Origin of the sequence: Marinobacterium sp. LSUCC0821 (genome assembly GCF_012848475.1) — a bacterium.
Lineage (GTDB): Bacteria > Pseudomonadota > Gammaproteobacteria > Pseudomonadales > Balneatricaceae > Marinobacterium_E.
Genome location: NZ_CP051666.1, coordinates 1,013,642 through 1,035,197 on the forward strand (window position 1 = coordinate 1,013,642; position 21,556 = coordinate 1,035,197).

The window sequence follows — 21,556 nt, forward strand, 5'->3', positions numbered from 1 at the left end:
CACCCCTACGGGGAGCCTCGTACAGTAGAGCAGGCCTTTCAGACCAGCGCCGCCGCAGCCCCAATCAGCCCTGGCTCATCCGCCATCATCACATAAGTCGGGATAGAAGCCATATAGCCATCAAAGCGCCCTTTCGCTTCAAAACGAACACGGAACGAGCTCTGTTTGAAGAAATCGATCATACGTGGAGCAATACCACCGGTGATGTAGACACCACCCTGCGCACCATAAGAGAGTGCGAGACTTCCAGCCACACTACCGTATATCGCACAGAACTGATCTAGGGTTTCAAGAGCAAGCTGATCGCGTTTCTCAAATGCTAGATGTGAAATTTCAGCGGGCTTCAAACGCTCTACCGGTTCATCACGGATATCACCTAGCGCCTGGTAGATATTTTGAATACCCATGCCTGAAACCAAACGCTCAGCGGAGACATGCGAGTAGCGCTTCATCAACCAGCGAAGGATCTCAATCTCTTGTTCGTTGATCGGGGCAAAATCTACATGACCACCCTCGGTCACCAGTGGAATAGCAACACCGTTTGAACGCACCAACCCAGAAACACCCAGGCCAGTACCCGCACCTAAAACAGCGATAGGGAAACCCTCGAGTGGGGCACCCTCACCCACTTGAATCAGCTGCTCAGACTTAAGCACTGAGGCTGCATAGGCCATGGCAGCATAATCATTGATGACGCTAAGCGTCTTAAAGCCAAACTTAGCTTGTAGTTCTGATTTAGAGAACTTCCAGCCACTATTGGTCATGCTAATCATGTCCAGATGGGTAGGACAGGCAATTGCAATACAGACACGTTCCGGAACATCACTGCCAATCTGTTTTAGATAGGCTTCGATAGCATCATCAATATTAGGAAAATCTTCAACAGCAAGATTCACAACCTGCGTGGGATTTAAACTTCCAACCTCAACCAAAGCAAAGCGCGCATTGGTACCACCGACATCAGCAATTAGAGATACGTTTTGATCGTACATATTCGTTAATAACTCATAAGTAAGTTTATTACAAAATTTTATAACTCTTTCCAAACACTGGAGCTCTGAAGTTGGAATTTATAGTTATCAGGCTTTCTGATAAGTTAAGCGTCAAGGCGTGTTTACGAAGGCCTAGTGGAGCTATGTCTAGAAAACACAACGCAGAGGGTTAATTTATCTGGAAGCCCCGAAGGGAGCGCTAGTTCTGCTAACTAAAAATTCCACCGAAAGAGCGACCTCATTTCGCTGGATAGCGAGTATCCTTCAAGCTGTCTTTAATCGCCTTAAGGTGTTTCAAGAAATCCGGACCACGGCGAAGTGTTACACCAGTCGCCAGGATATCAATCACAGTCAAATGCATAATTCGTGAAGTCATCGGCATGTAGACATCGGTATCCTCTGGTGCGTCCACATCCACAACAATCGAACAGTGGTCTGCCAACGGTGAATTAGGCGCAGTAATACCTATAACGGTAGCTCCAGACTGACGGCCGATTTCAGCCACATCAACAAGGTCTTTAGTACGTCCCGTGTAAGAGATCACAACGATAACATCACCTGTACTAGACGCTGCAGCAGACATACGCTGCATCAGGATATCATCGTACGCCGTTACAGGAATATTAAAACGGAAGAACTTGTGCTGTGCATCAGTCGCCACAGGCCCAGAAGCACCTAGACCATAGAACATGATCTGCTTAGCTTGAATCAGCTGATCCACAGCCAAGTTGATTGTCTGTGGATCGATATTCTTCTTAGCTTGTACAAGGGCTGCGATAGTCGCGTCGATGATTTTGTTAGTGTAACTCTCAGCATCATCGTCTGGCTCTACGTTACGGTTGACGTAAGGCACACCACTCGCCAAAGCTTGTGCAAGATGGAGTTTAAAATCGGGAAAACCCGCTGTATTAAAGCGCTTACAGAAACGGTTAACTGTAGGCTCACTCACCTGTGCAGCGCGCGCCAAAACAGCAATAGAGGAGCGCGTAGCAGCCTGCGGATCAGCAAGAATCACCTCTGCCACCTTACGTTCAGACCGATTCAATGAGTCAAGTTCGTTACTGATCTCTTGAACAATATTGGTCGCCATCGCGTTCATCTCCTAACACTTAAAACTCAATACTAATCTGGTACTCAGTTCGCATAAATTATTAAATCTGCGCCACTGACTCTTGAATCAATCCTGATACCCAACTCAATTGGTAAGAAGATTCAACAAAGAAGTTACTAAATTACCGAGAGAGATTAACAAAACTGAAAAGAAATTACTTCATTTTTGTATCAATTACATAAAAATGAGTATCTGCCTAGTGAACCAAAATGAGAGCAAATAACCCTTACAACCCATTAAATATTGAAATATACATAGAGATAGATGGTATAAAGAGTTTGGCAGCAGCTATTGTACTAAAGTTAAAAAAGGGTAAAAATGTACGTAATTTTACAACATTTATAAATTAACTAACTTACCTAGAGCTAACTTGCCTAAAAAGTTACTTAAAGAGTTACGTAAGAAATTACATAAAAAATTACATAAGAGAGGTTCAACATGACAATCCGCGTAGGCATTAATGGTTTTGGTCGTATCGGCCGCATGGCATTTCGTGCCATTGCTCAGGAGTTCAACAGCGATATTGAAGTTGTGGGAATTAACGATCTTCTAGATGCTGAATACCTAGCCTACATGTTGAAATACGACTCTGTGCACGGTAACTTCAAAGGGGATATCAAAGCTGAGAATGGCAACCTCGTCGTCAACGGCAAAACGATTCGTTTAACCGCAGAGCGGGACCCAGCCAACCTAGCTTGGGACGCAATTAATGCGGATCTTGTGCTTGAATGTACCGGTTTCTTCCTCACGGAAGAGGGTTGTCAAAAACACATCGATGCTGGCGCCAAAAAGGTAGTTATGTCAGCACCATCTAAAGATGGCACACCGATGTTTGTATACGGTGTGAACCACGAAACTTACGCAGGACAAGCGATTGTCTCTGCTGCATCGTGCACAACAAACTGTTTAGCACCTGTTGCTAAAGTACTGAATGACAACTGGGGCGTGAAACGCGGTCTAATGACCACCGTACACGCAGCTACAGCAACACAAAAGACTGTCGACGGCCCATCATCTAAAGATTGGCGCGGTGGCCGCGGTATTCTTGAAAACATCATCCCCTCTTCAACCGGCGCTGCAAAAGCGGTGGGCGTTGTCCTTCCAGAACTTAACGGAAAACTAACCGGCATGGCCTTCCGAGTACCTACATCGGACGTATCCGTGGTTGACCTAACGGTTGAACTAGAAAAGCCAGCGAGCTATGAAGAGATCTGTGCAGCAATGAAAGCAGCCTCTCAGAGCGGTGCTATTAGCGAGACCTTGGGTTACACAGATGAAGCGGTGGTTGCCACCGATTTCCGTGGCTGTAACAAGTCATCCATCTTTGACTGCGCTGCCGGCATCCAATTGGATGAAACCTTTGTCAAAGTCGTCTCTTGGTACGATAACGAATACGGCTACACCTGTAATATGTTACGTTTTGCAAAAGTTGTCGCAGCGTAAATCAAAACTGAATAAGCCAGGCCTCTATGCCTGGCTTATTCGTGATATAACATACTCTTAACACAAGAGTGTTTTGATTAGTCGGACTTAATGATTAATCAAAACATTTTTGCTGATGCACTAACTGTGTCAGCCCATTTAAGGATTGATAATGGAACGCAGAACGAAGATTGTAGCGACCCTTGGCCCAGCAACTGACAGTCCAGAGGTGCTAGAGCGCCTAATCCAAGCAGGCGTCAATGTGGTGCGCCTCAACTTCTCGCACGGCAGCCCTGAAGACCACAAAAATCGCGCTGCGATGGTACGTGAAGCAGCTGCAAAAGCGGGTCGATTCGTCGCTATCTTGGGTGATTTGCAAGGCCCAAAAATTCGTATTGCACGATTCACCAATACAAAAATCCAGCTTGCCGTCGGAGATAAGTTCGCCCTTGATGCCTCAATGGATAAGACCGCAGGTACACAAGAGGCGGTTGGCATCGATTATGAAGCCCTCGTCGATGACTGCGATGTGGGTGATCTTCTGCTACTTGATGATGGCCGCGTGCAACTTCGCGTTACAGAGAAAAAACCACAGCGCCTAGAGTGTGAAGTGGTGATTGGTGGCCCTCTTTCAAACAACAAAGGGATCAACCGTCAAGGCGGCGGTCTCTCTGCGGGTGCACTGACAGATAAAGACCGTGCAGACATTAAAACAGCAGCTGAAATTGACGTGGATTACCTAGCCGTATCCTTCCCAAGGTCGGGCGATGATATGCGCCAAGCTCGCACCCTGATGAAAGCGGCAGGCGGCAATGCAGGACTGGTCGCTAAAATTGAACGCGCAGAGACTGTTAGCTGTGTTGAGAACATCGACGAGATCATTCGCGCATCTGACAGCGTCATGGTGGCACGTGGCGACCTGGGTGTAGAGATTGGTGATGCAGAACTCATCGGCATCCAAAAACTGATCATCGCACGTGCTCGCACACTCAATAAAACAGTTATCACAGCCACCCAGATGATGGAGTCGATGATCAGCAGCCCAATGCCAACACGTGCAGAGGTATTCGACGTTGCGAACGCCGTACTGGATGGTACCGACGCTGTCATGCTTTCAGCAGAGACAGCGGCAGGTGACTACCCTATCGAAACGGTAGAGGCAATGGCACGCGTTATCATCGGTGCAGAGAAGAACCGCTCTTCTCAGGTCTCTAAACACCGCATGGATGAAGAGTTCACCAACGTTGATGAGTCCATCGCACTGGCTGCAATGTACACTGCAAACCACCTGAAAGGTGTTAAAGCGATCATCTCCATGACAGAGACCGGTGCTACCCCGCTACTGATGTCGCGCATCCGTTCAGGCCTGCCGATATATGCGTTTTCACAACACCCAAAAACCCAGACACGCGTTGCACTCTACCGCGGTGTTAAAACCGTCCCATTCGACAGTGCTGACATCCCTAACCAGGAGGTCAACCAGCGCGCTGTAGACGAGCTACTGCGTCGTGGCGTTGTGTCAGAAGGCGATATCGTACTCATCACTAAAGGTGACTACGTCAACGCACAGGGCGGCACCAACACCATGAAGATCGTCCGCGTCGGCACCGCGATTCAGTAAATTCTACTGTCAACCTCTGTGGGTCTGACCTCCGGTCTGACCCAACCCTATAAGCATCTTCCAGAGATCTGAGCGTAACTCGACAGTGGGGTCAGTCCAGAGGACAGACCCCAACACCCAAACCAACTACGCAGCTCCGGGTCTGACCTATGGTCTGACCCAACTCTAGCAGCATCTTCCAGAGACTCAGCGTAATTCGACAGCGGGGTCAGTCCAGAGGACAGACCCCGGCGCCCTATCCAACCACAAAGCGCCGGGTCTGACCTATGGTCTGACCAAACCCTATCAGCATCTTCCAGAGACCTTAGCGTAATTCGACAGTGGGGTCAGTCCATAGGACAGACCCCAACACCCTATCCAACCACAAAGCGCCCGGTCTGACCTATGGTCTGACCCAACTCTCGCAACATCTTCCAGAATCCTGGGCGTAACTTAACAGCGGGGTCAGTCCAAAGGAGAGACCACGGTGTACTGAACCAACCCTATCTAAACACCCAAAGCCTTGCCAAAACGAAGGTCAGCAACGGCACAACAAAAATCATCGGCACAACTGCAAATAGGTAATCAACCTGCAACACTCCAGTGACGACCCAAACAGCAAATGAGTTTAGAAGCAATCCCGATAAAGCCACTACCAAAAACCTAAATTGATAGTTAAAGGCCTTGTGTATTTTTTCGCCTTGCGTTTGTATGCGAAATGTCCAGAAAAAATGGCCGGAGTAAGAGAAAAAGAAAGCAATAAGAAAGGCTATCAAATTGGCTAACATTGGCTCCATATACCAACCCAAAATGCCATAGACAAGCGCATGCACACCTGTAGCTATCAAACCCACTGATGCGAACTTCGAGAGCTGAACTAAAAGAGAAAGCAGCTTAGTGGACACAGCCTACTTTTCAGCCTCTTCGTCAAAACCCACTTTTTCACGAATCAGATAAATCGGACGACGCTTGGTTTCAATAAAGATTCGTCCTATATACTCTCCAACAACACCCAGCCCCATAAGAATGGCGCCATTGAAGAAGAGCATAATAGCGACTAGCGAGGGGTAACCTGCCACACTATTACCATACAGGAGCGTATCCACCACAACGTAGAGAAGATATAACGCAGAGAAGACCGACAATCCAAAACCAAGATAGGTCCAAATACGCAATGGCGTAGTGCTAAACGAGAAGATACCATCCAGAGCAAAGTTCCAAAGTTTCCAACTACCCCACTTACCCTCGCCAGCGAAACGCTCTTCACGCTTAAAATAGAGCTGTGTCGTTTTAAAGCCTAACCAAGCAAATAAACCCTTCATGAATCGCGTTCGCTCAGGAAGCTGCTTAAGCGCTTCAACTACTCGCCTATCCATCAAACGGAAATCACCCGCATTATCTGGCAGATCTACTTCACTGACGCGACTAAAAAGCTTATAAAAACCATTCGCTGTAAAGCGTTTCATAAAACTATCTGTCGAGCGATCCGAGCGAATCGCCAATACAACATCGAAACCTTCTTGCCACTTGGCGATCATATCTGGGATCAACTCTGGAGGATCTTGCAGATCGACATCCATCGGAATCACAACATCACCGCTGCATAACTCTAACCCAGCCGTTAAGGCCGGCTCTTTACCAAAGTTACGCGATAGATCTACTACCTTGATGTTTGGGTAATCAGTCCTCAACTCACAAAGCTGCGTGTAGGTGGTATCACGACTTCCATCATTCACACAGACAATCTCGTAATCTAAGCCAGTCGATTTCAGAATCGGTGTAATACGCTCAAAAAAAGGAGTAAGACTCTCCGACTCATTAAAGACAGGAACAACAATCGAGAGAAGAGGAGAAGATGGAGTAGCGCTCACAGGCAAGGTCACTTATTTATGGATGGTGGTATAGCAATGTATTCAATTTGAATCGGTTTGTCAGCTTTTGATGGGTGCCAAATGAATGCGCGGCGCTTTGCATCTGAAAGTTTGAATCCTTTAGACTCAATAAAATCACTCATAGAAGCAGATAATGCCTGCCCTGCCAGCCAAGCAACCAGCACACCATCTTCCGAAATATCATTATCAGAAACCCATGGCGATTTAACTAAATCGGCATCAATACGCACGCGTAACTTCTTGCCACCACTAGAGGTAATCAAACCACCCAACCAATCAGTAGCTGCAACGATTTTAATTTGCGATCCTGTCTCAGATTGATAAGCAGATCTAAGCTCACGAGCGATTTCTGCTTGGGGCCACAGAGTACGCATAGGCTTATCACTCATATCCGCGCGGTAGATATGCTGAACAGCATAAAGCACACCAACTAAAGGTAGTAACAGCAGAGCACCCAAAATGATTCGTCGTGCTCGAGCATCCGTAATCCGACCACCCAAGAAGTAGAGCACCACCAAGCCACAGAAATTAAACATAGGCGTGCCCCACATAGGCTTAAGCCCCATGCCCGCAATAACTGGCAGTAGAGCAACCATCACAACAGGGGCAACAACAACCAACCATAGGAAGGTGGTTTTATCAGCAAGACGAGCCGCCTTAGCCACTAATGCACTGCGCCCCACTAAGCCACCAACTATAAGTAAAATTACAAAAAATAGATGGTCAGCCAGCTGTGCAGCTATGAACGAGACACTGTCCGCAATACCACCACTACTCGCACGATCTTGTGCGTAGTGAATAGGAAGAAAATCGGAATCGATTAAGTACGACACCTGTGGCCAGGCAATGACCAAAAAGAGAATACCCGTTAACCAAGGGCCTATACCTTTAAATGAGCTACGCCCAGCTGGAGTCACTAGCAACCAGATGAATACCCATAAAAGCAGGATTCCTGCAGAGTACTTCGACCAAACCATCGCACCCGCAATTACGCCCAACGCAAACCAATAGAAAAGCTTCTGAGTAGATACCGCCCGCCAAACAACTAGAGTCGCCATAGCCCATAACGGCATCTGCAACACATTGTGGTTAAATTCCGGCGTTGGCCAGTGGTAGTAGAAGATAGAGCTCGTAAGCAGCGTAGCGACTAGTGCTTTCTGCTTGCCGATAAACTCTCTGCTTAAGAGATAGATAGCAATATAGGCAACAACTATTGAGAGCTGAGAGAGTAGATAGACAGCCTCAACCTTACCAGTGATACCTATGAATAGATCGAGCAACAAGCCAGGTAGGTTTGGATGTTTGTAGTTTGCGATGACACCTTCACCACTGAGAGTCATTAGTTCAGCGACATCGAGCGGGAGCGCGGTGTGGAAGGCAGGTGCTATTAGGCCCCAAACAAGGATTTGGAGTGTAATTAGAAGCCAAAGTGAATAGCGTTCGATGAAGTTCATAACAAAGGGGTCAGAGTAGACTTGCAACAAGTTGTAAGACTACTCTGACCCCGACGTCGTAACAATGTTTGGACATAAAAAAAGAGGGGCTAAAAGCCCCTCTACTATCTAACAAGCTGCTGAGTCTAGCTCAGCGCTAAATTAGAATGCGTAAGATAGACGAACGCCGAAGATATCTTTAGAAGCTGTAGTGTTGTACTCAGCAGAACCAGCACCAACGATTACGTCAGCGCCAGCGATACCAGCAACATCTTCTAGAGTGTAAGAACCGAAGATACGATCTTCTTCGTTAGCACCGTTTTCGTTCTTCTGCATAGCAACACCAAAGCCCATGTAAGAAGCATTGATGTTAGAAGACTTAGCAGTACCTTTCTTACCGTAAGAAACGTTAAGAGCAACACCGTTTAGGTCCATGCCAGCAGTAGCAGATACACCAGTAGTACCAGCAGCTGAATCATCTTCAATAGCAGCTTTAACAGATACACCTGAAACTGCAGTAGAAAGACCTAGAACAACTGAAGTGTCAGCATCAGTGATGCGCGAAGCAACAGAAACACCTAGGTTATCAATAGAAGTAAGGTTAACCTGAACGTTACCAGAGTTACGACCGAAAATCGCAGAGTTCTCGTAACCACCAGCCAATGCAGCAGCAGCAGCAGTTGAAGTTGCTAGGCCGTTAGAAGTGTTAGCTGCTTCGAAAGTATCAGCACCTGAAGAGAATGCTTTGAAAGTTTCGAATTCACCAAGCTGTACGTTTGCATCTGCATTACCAATAGTTAGCGTAACGTCATCGAATGCAATTGCTTCGGTAGAAGTAAAAGTGCTTTCGATAAGAGTAGAACCACCAGCTGTAGTAGCAGCCTGGGCGTTTGTTGAACCCATATTTAGGTTTACAGTAGCACCGTAAGATGCGAACGCACCGTTAGCGCCTTCTGAACGGCCAGAAACAGCTAGCTGTACACGACCAGCAGTAGCAGTAGCGCCGTCAGTATCAGTTACCTGGTAACGAGCAGAACCGCCGATAGTTAGGTCAGCCATTGCTGGTGCAGAGATCGCAGTAGCGATCGCGATTGCAAGAATCTTTTTCATTTGGAAATCTCCAGAATTTTTAATTTAAGCCTCAAATATCCGGCCAAATCTTCGTCAATGTACGGATACACCAAACCCGTTTGGCTTTGGACAGAATGCACTTTAGCGCCCGATATTACTGAGGTCAACTTAGGTTTTACAAAAAGTTCCCACAATTCCAACTTTTTCTTGTTAATTTTCTGTTAAGAAAACGCATAAACTATAAAAATCATTTAAAAACATACACTTATATTAATTGTTCAGCTTTAGTTAATTTTGATATTTTTTTGTTATATAGAACCTATTATTTTGGAATATAATCTATTTTCAAAGAATTAGCAGAATTTACCTGGGGTCAGAGTCATTCATGCGAATGACTCTGACCCCGACATAAAACCACTCCCAAATCCAACACCGATGTAGTAAACTTACAGAAATTATTAAAAATCGATCTATTAATCGATATATGTAAGTTAAATTACGTAAAAAGAGACGTTCGAGGACGATATGAACCTACTTAGCTCTTCAGTAACATGGAAAAAGTTACAACAATTAGCAAACGAGACTACTAACGATCGTATTGCTGACTATTTCTCAGCCGATAAGAAGCGCTTCGATAAGATGAGCATTCGCTTAGGTGAGCTTTTCCTCGACTACTCTAAAAACAAGATTAACGACGATGTATTAAAAGCACTGATCGATCTTGTTGAGCACTCCTCTCTTCGCCAGCGCCGCGCTCAGATGTTTAGCGGCGACATTGTAAACGTTACAGAGAAACGACCTGTCCTACATACCGCCTTGCGTAACCGCGGCGAAGAACCTGTCATCGTTGATGGCAAGGATGTAATGCCAGAGATTCGTGCGAGCCTAACTAAGCTGAAAGAGTTTAGTGAGAAAGTACGCAGCGGTGAGTGGAAAGGCTTTAAAGGCAACCGTATTACTGACGTCGTAAACATAGGTATAGGTGGTTCTGACCTTGGCCCTAATATGGTGGTACGCGCCCTACTTCAAAATAAACACCCTGACTTGAAGTTCCACTTCATCTCAAACGTAGATGGCCAACATATAAAGAAAGCTTTAAAAGGCCTGGATGCTAAATCGACACTATTTGTTGTCTCTACTAAGACCTTCTCTACCCAAGAGACTCTACTGAACGCTAAAACCGCACGCCGCTGGTTCCGTGAACAGACCGGTGGTCATGAGGACATCAGCCAACACTTTGTAGCGGTTTCAACAAACCAAGCCGCTGCGATGGAGTTTGGTATTGCCCAAGAGAACATCTTTGAATTCTGGGCATGGGTTGGTGGTCGCTACTCGCTTTGGTCATCTATCGGATTACCCATCGCACTATCAATCGGATATGACGCTTTTATAGAGATGCTGGAAGGCGCCTACGAGATGGACCGCCACTTTGTAGAAGCCCCGATGGATAAGAACATGCCTGTGCTTATGGCATTGATTGGCATTTGGCATATCAACTTCCTAGGTGCAGAGACTCAGGCGATTATCCCTTACGACCAAGCGCTGCATCAGCTACCTGCTTTCCTACAGCAGTTGGATATGGAGTCAAACGGCAAGTCAGTTGATATCAATGGAGACCCAGTTGATTACGCAACGGGGCCTATCGTTTGGGGGCAGACTGGCTCTAATGGCCAACACGCCTTCTTCCAGCTTCTGCATCAGGGTACACGCTACGTCCCAATCGACTTTATCGCATCCCTTGAAGCTGATGAGCAGACGGAAGAGCACCACTTCGCACTACTCACTAACATGCTTGCTCAAGCAAACGCATTTATGAATGGTGATGATTCGGATGGCTTGCTTGAGTACCAAACCTGTCCAGGTAACCGCCCGAGTAACGTGATTTTGATGGATAAAATTAGCCCACGCAGCCTAGGTGCACTTATTGCCCTCTACGAACACAAAGTCTTTGTACAAGGGGCAATCTGGAACATCAACTCTTTTGACCAGTGGGGTGTACAGCTTGGTAAGCGCCTAGCGAATGAGATTAGTCATAACATTGGTGAGTCGACTAAGGATTATGACCAGTCTACACAAGGTCTGATGGCGCTTGTTCGCAAACACATGAAATCATAATCCAACATCGGGGTCAGAGTAGTCTTATTAGACTACTCTGACCCCGTCATCAACTGGTTTGATTCACATCTTTCAGGTAAGGTCACTGTTCATCAATAATCCATGAATTTCATTACAGATGAACTCTCTACTTCGCCCAAAGCCAACTATCTTCATCGCAACCGCCGTTGCTATTTTTCTACTTAACCAGTCTCTATTTAGCACCGTAAACGCCATTGGAGCCTATCTCCCTGAGAGTCTATGGGTGCTCATTACCAACCTTGGCGATACCTCTGTGGCACTGGCCATTATTCTTGCACTTTATGCATACAAACAAGACTCGGGGGTTCGCCTGCTAATCGTAGCGATCATCGGTACTTTGGTTATTCAGGGGCTGAAACATCTATTTGGTGTAGACCGCCCGCCAGTAGCTTTAGATTTGAATAGTTTTCACCTAATCGGTTCCACGGTTAAATCCCCCTCTTTCCCATCCGGCCATACCGCAACTGCATTTATCGGTGCTGGTATTCTGGCGGCCCAGTATCCGCTTACTTGGGTTAAGCGAGTCGTTTTGATTTGCGCTGGTCTAATAGGTCTATCGAGAATCATGATGGGTGTGCACTGGCCTTTTGATGTCTTGATTGGTGCAATACTTGGCTGGGTTATTGGATACTACGGATATCAGAAGTTAATGACCGTGCAATTTAATAAACGACTATCAACCTGGATTAGTGGCGCTGTCGTTCTAATCATTCTGATTAACGCTATAACTTATCACCTACCCTATAGCGAGTTTTGGCCAACGGTCTATGTTCACTATGCAGCGGTAGCATTAGCACTTATTGGCGCGTTTCGTGCGGTTAAAGTTCTTACTAAGGGGTGATCGAGCTATGAAAATTATGACTGTTTTTAAGCGAATAACAGTAGTAGTAACTTTTATCTATTTTTCAGCATGCGGGTATATGTACTTCGCTCAGGACTCATTGATCTTTAAACCTACACACGAAGTAAAGCCGGTAACCGAAGTATTTCCCGGTGCTAGCGAATATTGGATTAGCACCACAGAGGGCAATACCCTTCAAACCTGGTACAAACCTGCCTCTTCAGGTAAAGAGACTCTGGTCTATCTACATGGCAATGCGGGCAACCTGAGTACTCGTGGACGTTTGATCAATATTCTCTCTGAAGATGATCGCGGTCTTCTGATCTTTAGCTGGGGTGGTTTTGGTATGAGCGAAGGCCAGCCCAGTGAGCAGAGCTTCTATAGTGATGCACGAGCAGTATTTGATTGGTTAGAGAGTAACAAAGGACTTAAGGCTAGCGATCTTATTGTCTACGGGGAGTCTTTGGGTACTGGTGTCGCTGTGCAGTTGGCGACAGAACTGAACTTTAAAGGCGTTATTCTCGCCGCACCTTATACATCTATCGCGCAGATGGCTGCGAACGACTACCCTTGGCTGCCGGTTAATCTACTTCTCAACCATCGCTTCGACTCAATTGATAAAGTCACAGCGATCACCGAACCCTTGGTCGTGATGCATTCGACTGATGATGACACCATTCCTTTTGAACAGGGAGAGTTGTTGTTTAAAGCTGCTACTGAGCCGAAGTTGTTTATGCCTTTTACTGATCGGCAGCATACGAAGTTTCGGTCTGAGGATGTTGATCGGGCAATTCGGTGGATATTGGACAAGCAATGAATAGCAGAAAAGGATCATGAACTTGGCGCGAGACTGAGATATACAAATCGCTTTGCGATTTGATCGCGGCTTGCCCTTTGGGCAATGCGCTCCTACAGGCACTCTGTAGAAATTTTAGAGATGACGTAAGAACGGCTTAAAACAAAAAAGCGACCCTAGGGTCGCTTTCCTTCATAGCTAGTAACGAATTACTTCATTGCCCAGCCAGTCACTTCAGATAGGGCTTTGCCGATATCTGCTAGTGAACGTACAGTTTTAACACCTGCGTCTTCTAGTGCTGCGAACTTCTCGTCTGCAGTACCTTTACCGCCAGAGATGATTGCACCAGCGTGGCCCATGCGTTTACCTGGAGGAGCTGTTACACCAGCGATGTACGACACAACAGGTTTAGTTACGTTTGCTTTGATGTAAGCAGCCGCTTCTTCTTCTGCTGAACCACCGATCTCACCGATCATTACAATCGCTTCAGTCTGTGGGTCGTTCTGGAACATCTCTAGGATATCGATGAAGTTAGAACCAGGGATTGGGTCACCACCGATACCAACACAAGTAGACTGACCGAAGCCAGCGTCAGTTGTCTGTTTAACCGCTTCGTACGTAAGAGTACCAGAGCGTGAAACGATACCAACTTTACCTGGTAGGTGGATGTGACCTGGCATGATACCAATCTTACATTCGCCCGGCGTGATAACACCTGGACAGTTAGGACCGATTAGACGCACGCCTAGCTCATCACACTTAACTTTACACTGAAGCATGTCCATTACTGGGATGTGCTCTGTGATACATACGATTAGTTTGATGCCAGCGTTAGCCGCTTCAAGGATCGAATCTTTACAGAACGCAGCTGGTACGTAGATTACTGATGCTTCTGCGCCAGTCTGTTCTACTGCTTCTTTAACTGTGTTGAATACAGGAAGGCCTAGGTGAGTTGAGCCACCTTTACCTGGAGTAACACCACCAACCATTTTGGTGCCGTACGCGATAGCCTGTTCAGAGTGGAAAGTACCCTGACCACCAGTGAAACCCTGACAGATTACTTTGGTGTCTTTGTTAATTAGTACTGACATGATTAGTTGCCTCCTGCTGCTTTAACTGCTTGCTGTGCAGCGTCAGTCAGACTGGTTGCCGCGATGATATCCAAACCAGATTCAGATAGCAGTTTAGAGCCGAGGTCAGCGTTGTTACCTTCAAGACGAACAACAACAGGTACACTTACACCCACTTCTTTAACAGCGCCGATGATACCTTCTGCGATAAGGTCACAACGAACGATACCACCGAAGATGTTTACAAGAACTGCTTTAACTTTGTCATCTTCTAGGATGATCTTGAACGCTTCAGTTACGCGCTCTTTAGTCGCGCCGCCACCAACGTCAAGGAAGTTAGCTGGGAAACCACCGTGAAGAGAAACGATGTCCATAGTACCCATTGCAAGGCCAGCACCGTTAACCATACAGCCGATGTTACCAGTGAGTGCAACGTAGTTAAGATCCCACTCAGCCGCACGTGCTTCACGAGCGTCTTCCTGTGATGGATCTTCCATCGCCTGGATGTCTTTGTGACGGTATACAGAGTTACCATCGATAACGATTTTCGCATCTAGACAGTGAAGGTTGCCTGCATCAGTGATTACTAGAGGGTTGATCTCTAGAAGTGCTAGGTCTTTCTCTTCGAACATTTTCGCAAGACCCATGAAGATGCTTACGAACTGTTTGATCTGGTCACCCTGAAGACCAAGCTGGAACGCAAGTTCACGGCCCTGGTATGGCTGAGCACCAGTTAGCGGATCGATAGTCGCTTTAAGAATCTTCTCTGGAGTTTCGTGCGCAACTTTCTCAATCTCAACACCACCTTCAGTTGACGCCATGAAAACAATACGGCGTGAAGAGCGGTCTACAACTGCACCAAGATACAGTTCGTTTGCGATGTCTGTGCAAGTCTCTACAAGAATCTTAGAAACTGGCTGACCGTTCGCGTCAGTCTGGTAAGTTACAAGGTTTTTACCCAACCAGTTAGCTGCAAATGCCTGCGCTTCTGCTGGAGAGTCTACCAATTTCACACCGCCCGCTTTACCGCGGCCACCAGCGTGTACCTGTGCTTTAACAACCCACTTGTCGCCGCCAATTTTTTTGGCTGCTTCAGCGGCTGCTTCCGGCGTATCGACTGCAATGCCCTGAGACACTGGCAGACCGTACTGTGCAAACAGCTGCTTGCCCTGATACTCGTGAAGATTCATTCTTTAATCCGTTACTTAGTCGGTTATACGAACATGGGGGTCACCCCATGCAACGTGCAGTAAAAGGTGCTAACGAGCTTGTGGCTCGCCGCACCTAGTTACAGCGATTAACGCTTTTTGCGATTAGCAATGTGGATAGCGTGGTTATCCACAGCAAGAGCTGCTTCGTGGATCGCTTCACTCACAGTTGGGTGAGCAAATACGGTCAACTGCAGATCTTCCGCACTTGATGCAAACTCCATTGCGATAGTGCCCTGAGCGATAAGCTCAGATGCGATACCACCTACAATGTGGACACCAAGAATACGGTCGGTGGTTTCATCAGCAAGGATCTTAACGAAGCCCTCTGTTGCATTCGCTGCCATGGCACGGCCAGATGCTGCGAATGGGAATTTACCACTCTTATACTTGATACCTTCTGACTTCAACTGCTGTTCAGTCTTGCCGACCCAAGCAAGCTCAGGGAAGGTGTAAATGATGTTAGGGATACAGTCGTAGTTCATTGCAGCTTTGTGACCAGCAATGATATCCGCAACCATAATGCCCTCTTCTGAAGCTTTGTGTGCAAGCATTGGACCACGTACAGAGTCACCGATAGCGTAAACGCCAGGAACTTCTGTACGGCAGTTCTCATCAACGAAGATGAAACCGCGCTCATCCAACTTAACACCTGAATCTGCTGCAAGCAGGCCGTTGGTCTGTGGCTTACGGCCTACAGCAACGATGAGCTTATCAACAACGATCTCTTTGTCGCCTTCAGCGTCGGTGAACTTAACAGTAACCTTCTTACCTTTAACTTCAGTGCCCGTACAACGTGCATTGAGTTTGATATCCAGACCCTGTTTAGTCAGTAGTTTGAACGCCTCTTTAGATAGCTCCTGATCAGCAAGTGATAGGAAACTATCCATCGCTTCAAGTACAGTCACTTTAGAGCCACAACGTGCCCAGATAGAGCCCATCTCAAGACCGATAACACCAGCACCAATAATACCAAGGTGCTCTGGCACTTCATCTATATCAAGAGCGCCTGCGTTATCAAGAATTAGTCCATCTGTAAGTGGCGCTGGTGGAATCTCTACAGGTACTGAACCTGATGCAAGAATCACGTTGTCCGCTGAGTAAACAGTCGCTTTACCATCGGCTGCAGTCACTTCTACTTGCTTACCCGCAAGTAGCTTACCCATACCAGCAAGCAGCGTTACGCCATTTGCTTTAAATAGGCCAGCGATACCGCCTGTTAGGTTTTTAACGATGGTGTTCTTACGCGCAACCATCGCTTTAGTGTCGATACGAACGTTATCGGCAACGATACCCTGAGATGCGAAACCGTGTTGTGCTTCGTGAAGTTTGTGAGTCGTTTCAAGTAGCGCCTTCGATGGGATACAACCCACGTTTAGACAGGTACCGCCTAGGACAGCGCCACCTTTATCATCTACCCATTTCTCTACACACGCAGTTTTCAAACCAAGCTGTGCTGCACGAATCGCTGCAACGTAGCCACCAGGGCCTGCACCGATTACGATTACGTCAAATTTATCAGACATTCTCTATTCCCTGTCTTTAAGCAACTTTAGATTGCGATTCTGCTATTAAACGTCAAGAAGCATACGTGCTGGATCTTCCAGCAGGTCCTTGATAGTAACCAAGAATTGTACCGCTTCCTTACCATCGATCATACGGTGGTCGTAAGAGAGCGCTAGGTACATCATTGGCAGAATTTCAACCTGACCATTCACAGCCATTGGACGATCTTGGATCTTGTGCATACCAAGGATCGCAGTCTGTGGTGGGTTAAGAATTGGCGTAGACATTAGCGAACCAAACACACCACCGTTAGTGATAGTGAAGGTACCGCCCTGCATATCTTCCATGCCCAGTTTGCCGTCACGGCCACGCTTACCGAAGTCAGCGATAGTCGCTTCAACTTCTGCAAGGCTCATCGCGTCTGTATCGCGAAGTACTGGAACCATAAGACCACGATCAGTAGATACCGCTACACCAATATCCTGGTAGCCGTGGTAAACCATATCGTTGCCATCGATTGATGCGTTTACAGCTGGGAAGCGTTTTAGCGCTTCAGTTGCTGCTTTAACGAAGAACGACATAAAGCCTAGACGTGTACCGCCGTGAACCTTCTCAAACAGATCTTTGTACTGTTTGCGAAGCTCCATCACTGGCTTCATGTTCACTTCGTTGTAAGTTGTTAGCATTGCTGCGTTCTGCTGTGCTTCAACAAGACGTTTAGCGATAGTTGCACGTAGACGTGTCATTGGTACACGTTTAGAGATGCGCTCACCCGCTGGAACATTCAATGGAGCAACTGCTGGTGCAGAAGCCGCTGGAACTGCTGCTGGAGCAGATGCCGCTGGCTTAGAAGCAAGGTAGTTCATCACATCTTCTTTAGTGATTCCGCCATTCTTGCCTGTCGCAGGAATCTTGCTTGCATCAAGACCGTTTTCGTCGATCAGTTTGCGCGCTGCTGGGCCAACTTTATCAGCATCACCCGCTGGTGCTGCTTCAGCTGCTGGAGCTGCCGCTGCTGCTGGAGCCGATGCGCCTGCTGCGCCCGCTTCAAATTTAGCAAGGATCTCTTCGCTAAGAACGGTCTCGCCCTCACCTTTTAGGATCTCTGTGATCACACCATCAGCTGGTGCAACAACTTCCAGAACAACCTTATCAGTTTCAATATCAACGATGAGTTCATCAGCTGATACAGCTTCACCCGGCTGTTTGTGCCATGTAGCGACTGTACCGTCTGCTACTGATTCCGGAAAAGTAGGCGCTTTAATTTCCATTGACATGCTATTTCCTTTATTGCCTTAAGCTCGTCTTGTGAACGAATTCTTTCTATTAACCGTTAAGTGCGTCGTTAACCAATTTCTCTTGCTGCTCTGCGTGTACAGACATGTAACCTACTGCAGGTGCTGCAGCGTGTGGACGGCCAACACCGTCTAGGTGAATCTCTGGTTTCACGCGGCGAAGCGCAGCGCGCATGTGGTGCTGACTACAGTACCAAGCACCCTGGTTCATTGGCTCTTCCTGACACCAAACCACTGATTTCAGATTCTTGTACTTAGCAAGCTCTTCAACCAACTGCTCTTCTGGGAATGGGTAAAGCTGCTCGATACGAACGATTGCAACGTTCTGCTGAGCAAGCTCTTCACGACGGTTGTATAGGTCGTAGTAAACCTTACCGCTACACATCACTACGCGATCAACTTTGTTTGCATCTAGCGCATCCACTTCACCAATCACTGGCTGGAAGGTACCTTCTGCTAGCTCTTCAAGTGTCGAGATCGCCTGCTTGTGACGAAGTAGAGATTTAGGCGACATGATCACCAACGGCTTGCGAAGTGGGCGAATCACCTGACGACGCATGAGGTGGAAGATCTGTGCTGGTGTAGTAGGCACACAAACCTGCATGTTGTGCTCTGCACATAGTTGCAAGTAACGCTCTAGACGCGCTGAGGAGTGCTCTGGGCCCTGACCTTCAAAACCGTGCGGTAGAAGCATAGTCAGACCACATAGACGCTGCCACTTCTGCTCACCAGAGGTGATGAACTGGTCGATAACAACCTGCGCACCGTTTGCGAAGTCACCGAACTGAGCTTCCCAAATAACCAATGCATTAGGTGTAGTCGTTGAGTAACCATATTCAAATGCAAGAACCGCTTCCTCAGAGAGGTAAGAGTCGTGAATTGTGAATGGCGGCTGATCTGGTGCCATGTTCGCAAGTGGCGTGTAGATGTGCGCATCTTTCTGGTCATGCAGTACCGCGTGACGGTGCGAGAAGGTACCACGACCTACATCCTGACCTGTCAAACGAATTGGGTGACCTTCAGCCATGATCGTTGCATAAGCAAGTGTCTCAGCAAAGCCCCAGTTAGCAGCCATCGCACCGTGTGCCATCTTCTGACGATCTTCATAGATCTTAGCAACCTGGCGCTGTACAGCGAATCCTTCAGGAACAGTAGCGATGTTAGACGCAAGTTCTTGAAGCAGTTTGATATCAACACGAGTATCACACTCGAATGACCACTTGTGGCCAAGGTACGGCGTCCAGTCAACAAACAGTTTGCTATTAGGCTCAAGTACTAGTGAGTGAGCAACGTGTTGGCCATTTTCAAGTGCCGCACGGTAATCCTGCTCCATCGCTTTGCTCTGCTCAGCGTTAATCACGCCTTCGCCGATCAACTTAGCTGCGTATAGCTCACGCGTAGTCTTCTGCTTTTTGATCACATCGTACATCAGTGGCTGAGTACCGCTTGGCTCATCCGCTTCGTTGTGACCACGACGACGGTAACAAACAAGGTCGATTACGACGTCGCGTTTAAATTCATTACGGTAATCAACAGCAAGCTGAGTGACGAAGCGAACCGCTTCTGGATCATCACCGTTCACGTGGAAGATAGGCGCCTGAACCATCTTAGCGACATCAGTACAGTACTCAGTAGAGCGAGCATCTTCCTGCTTAGAAGTGGTGAAACCAACCTGGTTGTTGATCACGATATGGATAGTACCGCCGGTCTTGTATGCGCGCGTCTGAGACATCTGAAGTGTCTCCATCACAACGCCCTGACCTGCGAATGCCGCATCACCGTGGATGTTTACAGGTACTACAGTAGTACCTACTGGATCTTCACGGCGATCCTGACGAGCACGTACAGAACCTTCAACTACTGGCGCTACGATCTCAAGGTGAGATGGGTTGAACGCCATCGCGATGTGAACTTCACCGCCGTCGGTCAATACGTTAGAAGAGAAACCCTGATGGTACTTAACGTCACCAGATGTCTCTACAAGTTTCTTACCTTCAAACTCGCTGAATAGGTCTGCAGGGTTCTTACCGAAGATGTTTACCAGTGTATTTAGACGACCGCGGTGCGCCATACCGATAACAACTTCTTTGGCACCAAGCTTGCCGGCACGCTGAATCAGAGTGTTAAGAGAGACGATCAGTGATTCGCCACCCTCAAGACCGAAGCGTTTAGCACCAGCGAAGCGTGAACCAAGGTACTTCTCAAGACCTTCAGCTGCAGTTAGGCGCTCTAGCACCATCATCTTCTTATCAGCTGGTACTACAGGGTGTGCACGAGTTGGCTCTAGACGAGACTGAAGCCATACACGCTCTTCAGTATTAACGATGTGCATGTACTCAGTACCCACCGTTGTACAGTAAGTCTGTTTAAGGCCATCAATAATTTCACGAAGTGTTGCTTCCTCTTTACCAAACTGCAGATCACCCAACTGGAATACAGTGTCGAAATCCGCTTCAGATAACTCATGGTAACGAGGATTTAAGTCAGCAATAGCTTCACGCTGAAGTAGATTCAGCGGGTCGATATTAGCGACCTGGTGACCACGTACTCGGTAAGCGTTGAATAGTGCTAGTGCACGAACCTGTTTTTTCTCGTGTTCAGAGCTTACAGATGAAACTGCTGCTGGCTGAGCACGTTTTTGATTCTTTGCGATATATTGGAAATGTTCGCGAATCGGCGCGAGGGGAACATCTTGAGAGAAGTTGTCGCCGACTTTAGGGAGTTTATCAAACTCTTCTCGCCACTCAGTTGGAACAGAGTTCGGATCGAGAAGGTAGGTTTCGTATAGCTGCTCCACATAGGAGAGGTTGCCGCCGTATAGATGAGCATTCTTCCAGAGTTGCTCCATCAGACCGTCTTGCATTATTTAATCACCCTCGTTGCGGGGGATATGGACCTCCAAAGCTCTTTTGAAGCCTCTTCATCCTTCACCCTGCTGATTCTATTTTCTCATTTCAGCTGTTTATCGAGACCCACCCCGATAAAACTTGCGTAGTGTACGCCTTTTACACACCTTATAACACCGGTGTTTTTTCAATTTTATACTAAAGTAATCAATGTTTTATCGCTGTATGGAATAAGGTAATTCGTTTGTATTTTAAGAACGGCTTTTTATGCGCGTTTGGCTATTAAGTAAGAGTTTTTTGAACTATGTTAGTGGCAATTTCACGCACAAGGAGAGAC

At 47.1% G+C, this 21,556-nt stretch carries 16 protein-coding genes; 5 read left to right on the forward strand and 11 right to left on the reverse strand.

What is annotated here, in order from left to right:
* Positions 1 to 38: 38 nt before the first annotated feature.
* Together HH196_RS04940 and HH196_RS04945 are read right to left on the reverse strand one after the other, a co-directional pair.
* A complete protein-coding gene (locus HH196_RS04940) occupies positions 39 to 992 on the reverse strand; it encodes a glucokinase (protein WP_169451051.1) in 954 nt (317 codons plus the stop codon).
* Between the two features lie 238 nt (positions 993 to 1,230).
* Complete coding sequence (locus tag HH196_RS04945; protein WP_169451052.1) at positions 1,231 to 2,082, reverse strand: MurR/RpiR family transcriptional regulator; 852 nt, start codon at positions 2,080 to 2,082, stop codon at positions 1,231 to 1,233.
* Between the two features lie 459 nt (positions 2,083 to 2,541).
* Between HH196_RS04945 and gap the strand changes: the two genes are divergently transcribed.
* A complete protein-coding gene (gene gap, locus HH196_RS04950; RefSeq protein WP_169451053.1) occupies positions 2,542 to 3,546 on the forward strand; it encodes a type I glyceraldehyde-3-phosphate dehydrogenase in 1,005 nt (334 codons plus the stop codon).
* A 151-nt stretch (positions 3,547 to 3,697) separates the two neighbouring features.
* On the forward strand, positions 3,698 to 5,146 hold the full coding sequence (gene pyk, locus HH196_RS04955) for a pyruvate kinase (RefSeq protein WP_169451054.1): 1,449 nt from the start codon (positions 3,698 to 3,700) through the stop codon (positions 5,144 to 5,146).
* Positions 5,147 to 5,628: 482 nt separating this feature from the next.
* Here pyk and HH196_RS04960 read toward each other — a convergent pair whose 3' ends face one another.
* The 4 genes from HH196_RS04960 to HH196_RS04975 form a co-directional block, all read right to left on the reverse strand.
* On the reverse strand, positions 5,629 to 5,979 hold the full coding sequence (locus tag HH196_RS04960) for a GtrA family protein (RefSeq protein WP_169451055.1): 351 nt from the start codon (positions 5,977 to 5,979) through the stop codon (positions 5,629 to 5,631).
* Positions 5,980 to 6,033: 54 nt separating this feature from the next.
* Positions 6,034 to 6,996: a glycosyltransferase family 2 protein gene (locus HH196_RS04965; RefSeq protein WP_169451056.1), complete on the reverse strand. Its 963-nt coding sequence runs from the start codon at positions 6,994 to 6,996 to the stop codon at positions 6,034 to 6,036.
* A gap of 8 nt (positions 6,997 to 7,004) precedes the next feature.
* Positions 7,005 to 8,501: a glycosyltransferase family 39 protein gene (locus HH196_RS04970; RefSeq protein ID WP_169451057.1), complete on the reverse strand. Its 1,497-nt coding sequence runs from the start codon at positions 8,499 to 8,501 to the stop codon at positions 7,005 to 7,007.
* A 111-nt stretch (positions 8,502 to 8,612) separates the two neighbouring features.
* Positions 8,613 to 9,560, reverse strand: a complete 948-nt coding sequence (locus HH196_RS04975; RefSeq protein ID WP_169451058.1) for a hypothetical protein — start codon at positions 9,558 to 9,560, stop codon at positions 8,613 to 8,615.
* Between the two features lie 486 nt (positions 9,561 to 10,046).
* Between HH196_RS04975 and pgi the strand changes: the two genes are divergently transcribed.
* The 3 genes from pgi to HH196_RS04990 all read left to right on the forward strand — a co-directional run bounded on the left by pgi (position 10,047) and on the right by HH196_RS04990 (position 13,315).
* Positions 10,047 to 11,636, forward strand: coding sequence for a glucose-6-phosphate isomerase (gene pgi, locus HH196_RS04980; RefSeq protein WP_169451059.1), 1,590 nt, complete (start codon positions 10,047 to 10,049; stop codon positions 11,634 to 11,636).
* Positions 11,637 to 11,754: 118 nt separating this feature from the next.
* The gene (locus HH196_RS04985; RefSeq protein ID WP_169451060.1) at positions 11,755 to 12,498 is read left to right on the forward strand and encodes a phosphatase PAP2 family protein; all 744 of its coding nucleotides are present in this window, start codon (positions 11,755 to 11,757) and stop codon (positions 12,496 to 12,498) included.
* Between the two features lie 79 nt (positions 12,499 to 12,577).
* Positions 12,578 to 13,315 (forward strand): alpha/beta hydrolase, encoded by a 738-nt coding sequence (locus tag HH196_RS04990; RefSeq protein ID WP_169451061.1) that lies wholly within the window; start codon positions 12,578 to 12,580, stop codon positions 13,313 to 13,315.
* 188 nt (positions 13,316 to 13,503) lie between these two features.
* Here the strand turns inward: HH196_RS04990 and sucD are convergent, their stop codons facing one another.
* From sucD to HH196_RS05015, 5 genes are all read right to left on the reverse strand, one after another.
* Positions 13,504 to 14,385 (reverse strand): succinate--CoA ligase subunit alpha, encoded by an 882-nt coding sequence (gene sucD / locus HH196_RS04995; RefSeq protein ID WP_169451062.1) that lies wholly within the window; start codon positions 14,383 to 14,385, stop codon positions 13,504 to 13,506.
* 2 nt (positions 14,386 to 14,387) lie between these two features.
* Entirely contained in the window at positions 14,388 to 15,554 is a 1,167-nt protein-coding gene (sucC, locus tag HH196_RS05000) for an ADP-forming succinate--CoA ligase subunit beta (protein ID WP_169451063.1), read from the reverse strand.
* Positions 15,555 to 15,661: 107 nt separating this feature from the next.
* On the reverse strand, positions 15,662 to 17,098 hold the full coding sequence (gene lpdA, locus HH196_RS05005; RefSeq protein ID WP_169451064.1) for a dihydrolipoyl dehydrogenase: 1,437 nt from the start codon (positions 17,096 to 17,098) through the stop codon (positions 15,662 to 15,664).
* 45 nt (positions 17,099 to 17,143) lie between these two features.
* A complete protein-coding gene (odhB, locus tag HH196_RS05010) occupies positions 17,144 to 18,355 on the reverse strand; it encodes a 2-oxoglutarate dehydrogenase complex dihydrolipoyllysine-residue succinyltransferase (protein ID WP_169451065.1) in 1,212 nt (403 codons plus the stop codon).
* Positions 18,356 to 18,404: 49 nt separating this feature from the next.
* Positions 18,405 to 21,236, reverse strand: a complete 2,832-nt coding sequence (locus HH196_RS05015; RefSeq protein WP_169451066.1) for a 2-oxoglutarate dehydrogenase E1 component — start codon at positions 21,234 to 21,236, stop codon at positions 18,405 to 18,407.
* Between the last annotated feature and the right edge of the window lie 320 nt (positions 21,237 to 21,556).

Bases quoted from the DNA above. Each gene is read 5' to 3' on its own strand.
- gap (WP_169451053.1), top strand. From the start codon at position 2,542: ATGACAATCCGCGTAGGCATTAATGGTTTTGGTCGTATCGGCCGCATG.
- HH196_RS05015 (WP_169451066.1), bottom strand. From the start codon at position 21,236: ATGCAAGACGGTCTGATGGAGCAACTCTGGAAGAATGCTCATCTATAC.
- HH196_RS04945 (WP_169451052.1), bottom strand. From the start codon at position 2,082: ATGGCGACCAATATTGTTCAAGAGATCAGTAACGAACTTGACTCATTG.
- pgi (WP_169451059.1), top strand. From the start codon at position 10,047: ATGAACCTACTTAGCTCTTCAGTAACATGGAAAAAGTTACAACAATTA.
- pyk (WP_169451054.1), top strand. From the start codon at position 3,698: ATGGAACGCAGAACGAAGATTGTAGCGACCCTTGGCCCAGCAACTGAC.
- sucC (WP_169451063.1), bottom strand. From the start codon at position 15,554: ATGAATCTTCACGAGTATCAGGGCAAGCAGCTGTTTGCACAGTACGGT.
- sucD (WP_169451062.1), bottom strand. From the start codon at position 14,385: ATGTCAGTACTAATTAACAAAGACACCAAAGTAATCTGTCAGGGTTTC.
- HH196_RS04940 (WP_169451051.1), bottom strand. From the start codon at position 992: ATGTACGATCAAAACGTATCTCTAATTGCTGATGTCGGTGGTACCAAT.
- HH196_RS04975 (WP_169451058.1), bottom strand. From the start codon at position 9,560: ATGAAAAAGATTCTTGCAATCGCGATCGCTACTGCGATCTCTGCACCA.
- lpdA (WP_169451064.1), bottom strand. From the start codon at position 17,098: ATGTCTGATAAATTTGACGTAATCGTAATCGGTGCAGGCCCTGGTGGC.
- odhB (WP_169451065.1), bottom strand. From the start codon at position 18,355: ATGTCAATGGAAATTAAAGCGCCTACTTTTCCGGAATCAGTAGCAGAC.
- HH196_RS04985 (WP_169451060.1), top strand. From the start codon at position 11,755: ATGAACTCTCTACTTCGCCCAAAGCCAACTATCTTCATCGCAACCGCC.
- HH196_RS04990 (WP_169451061.1), top strand. From the start codon at position 12,578: ATGTACTTCGCTCAGGACTCATTGATCTTTAAACCTACACACGAAGTA.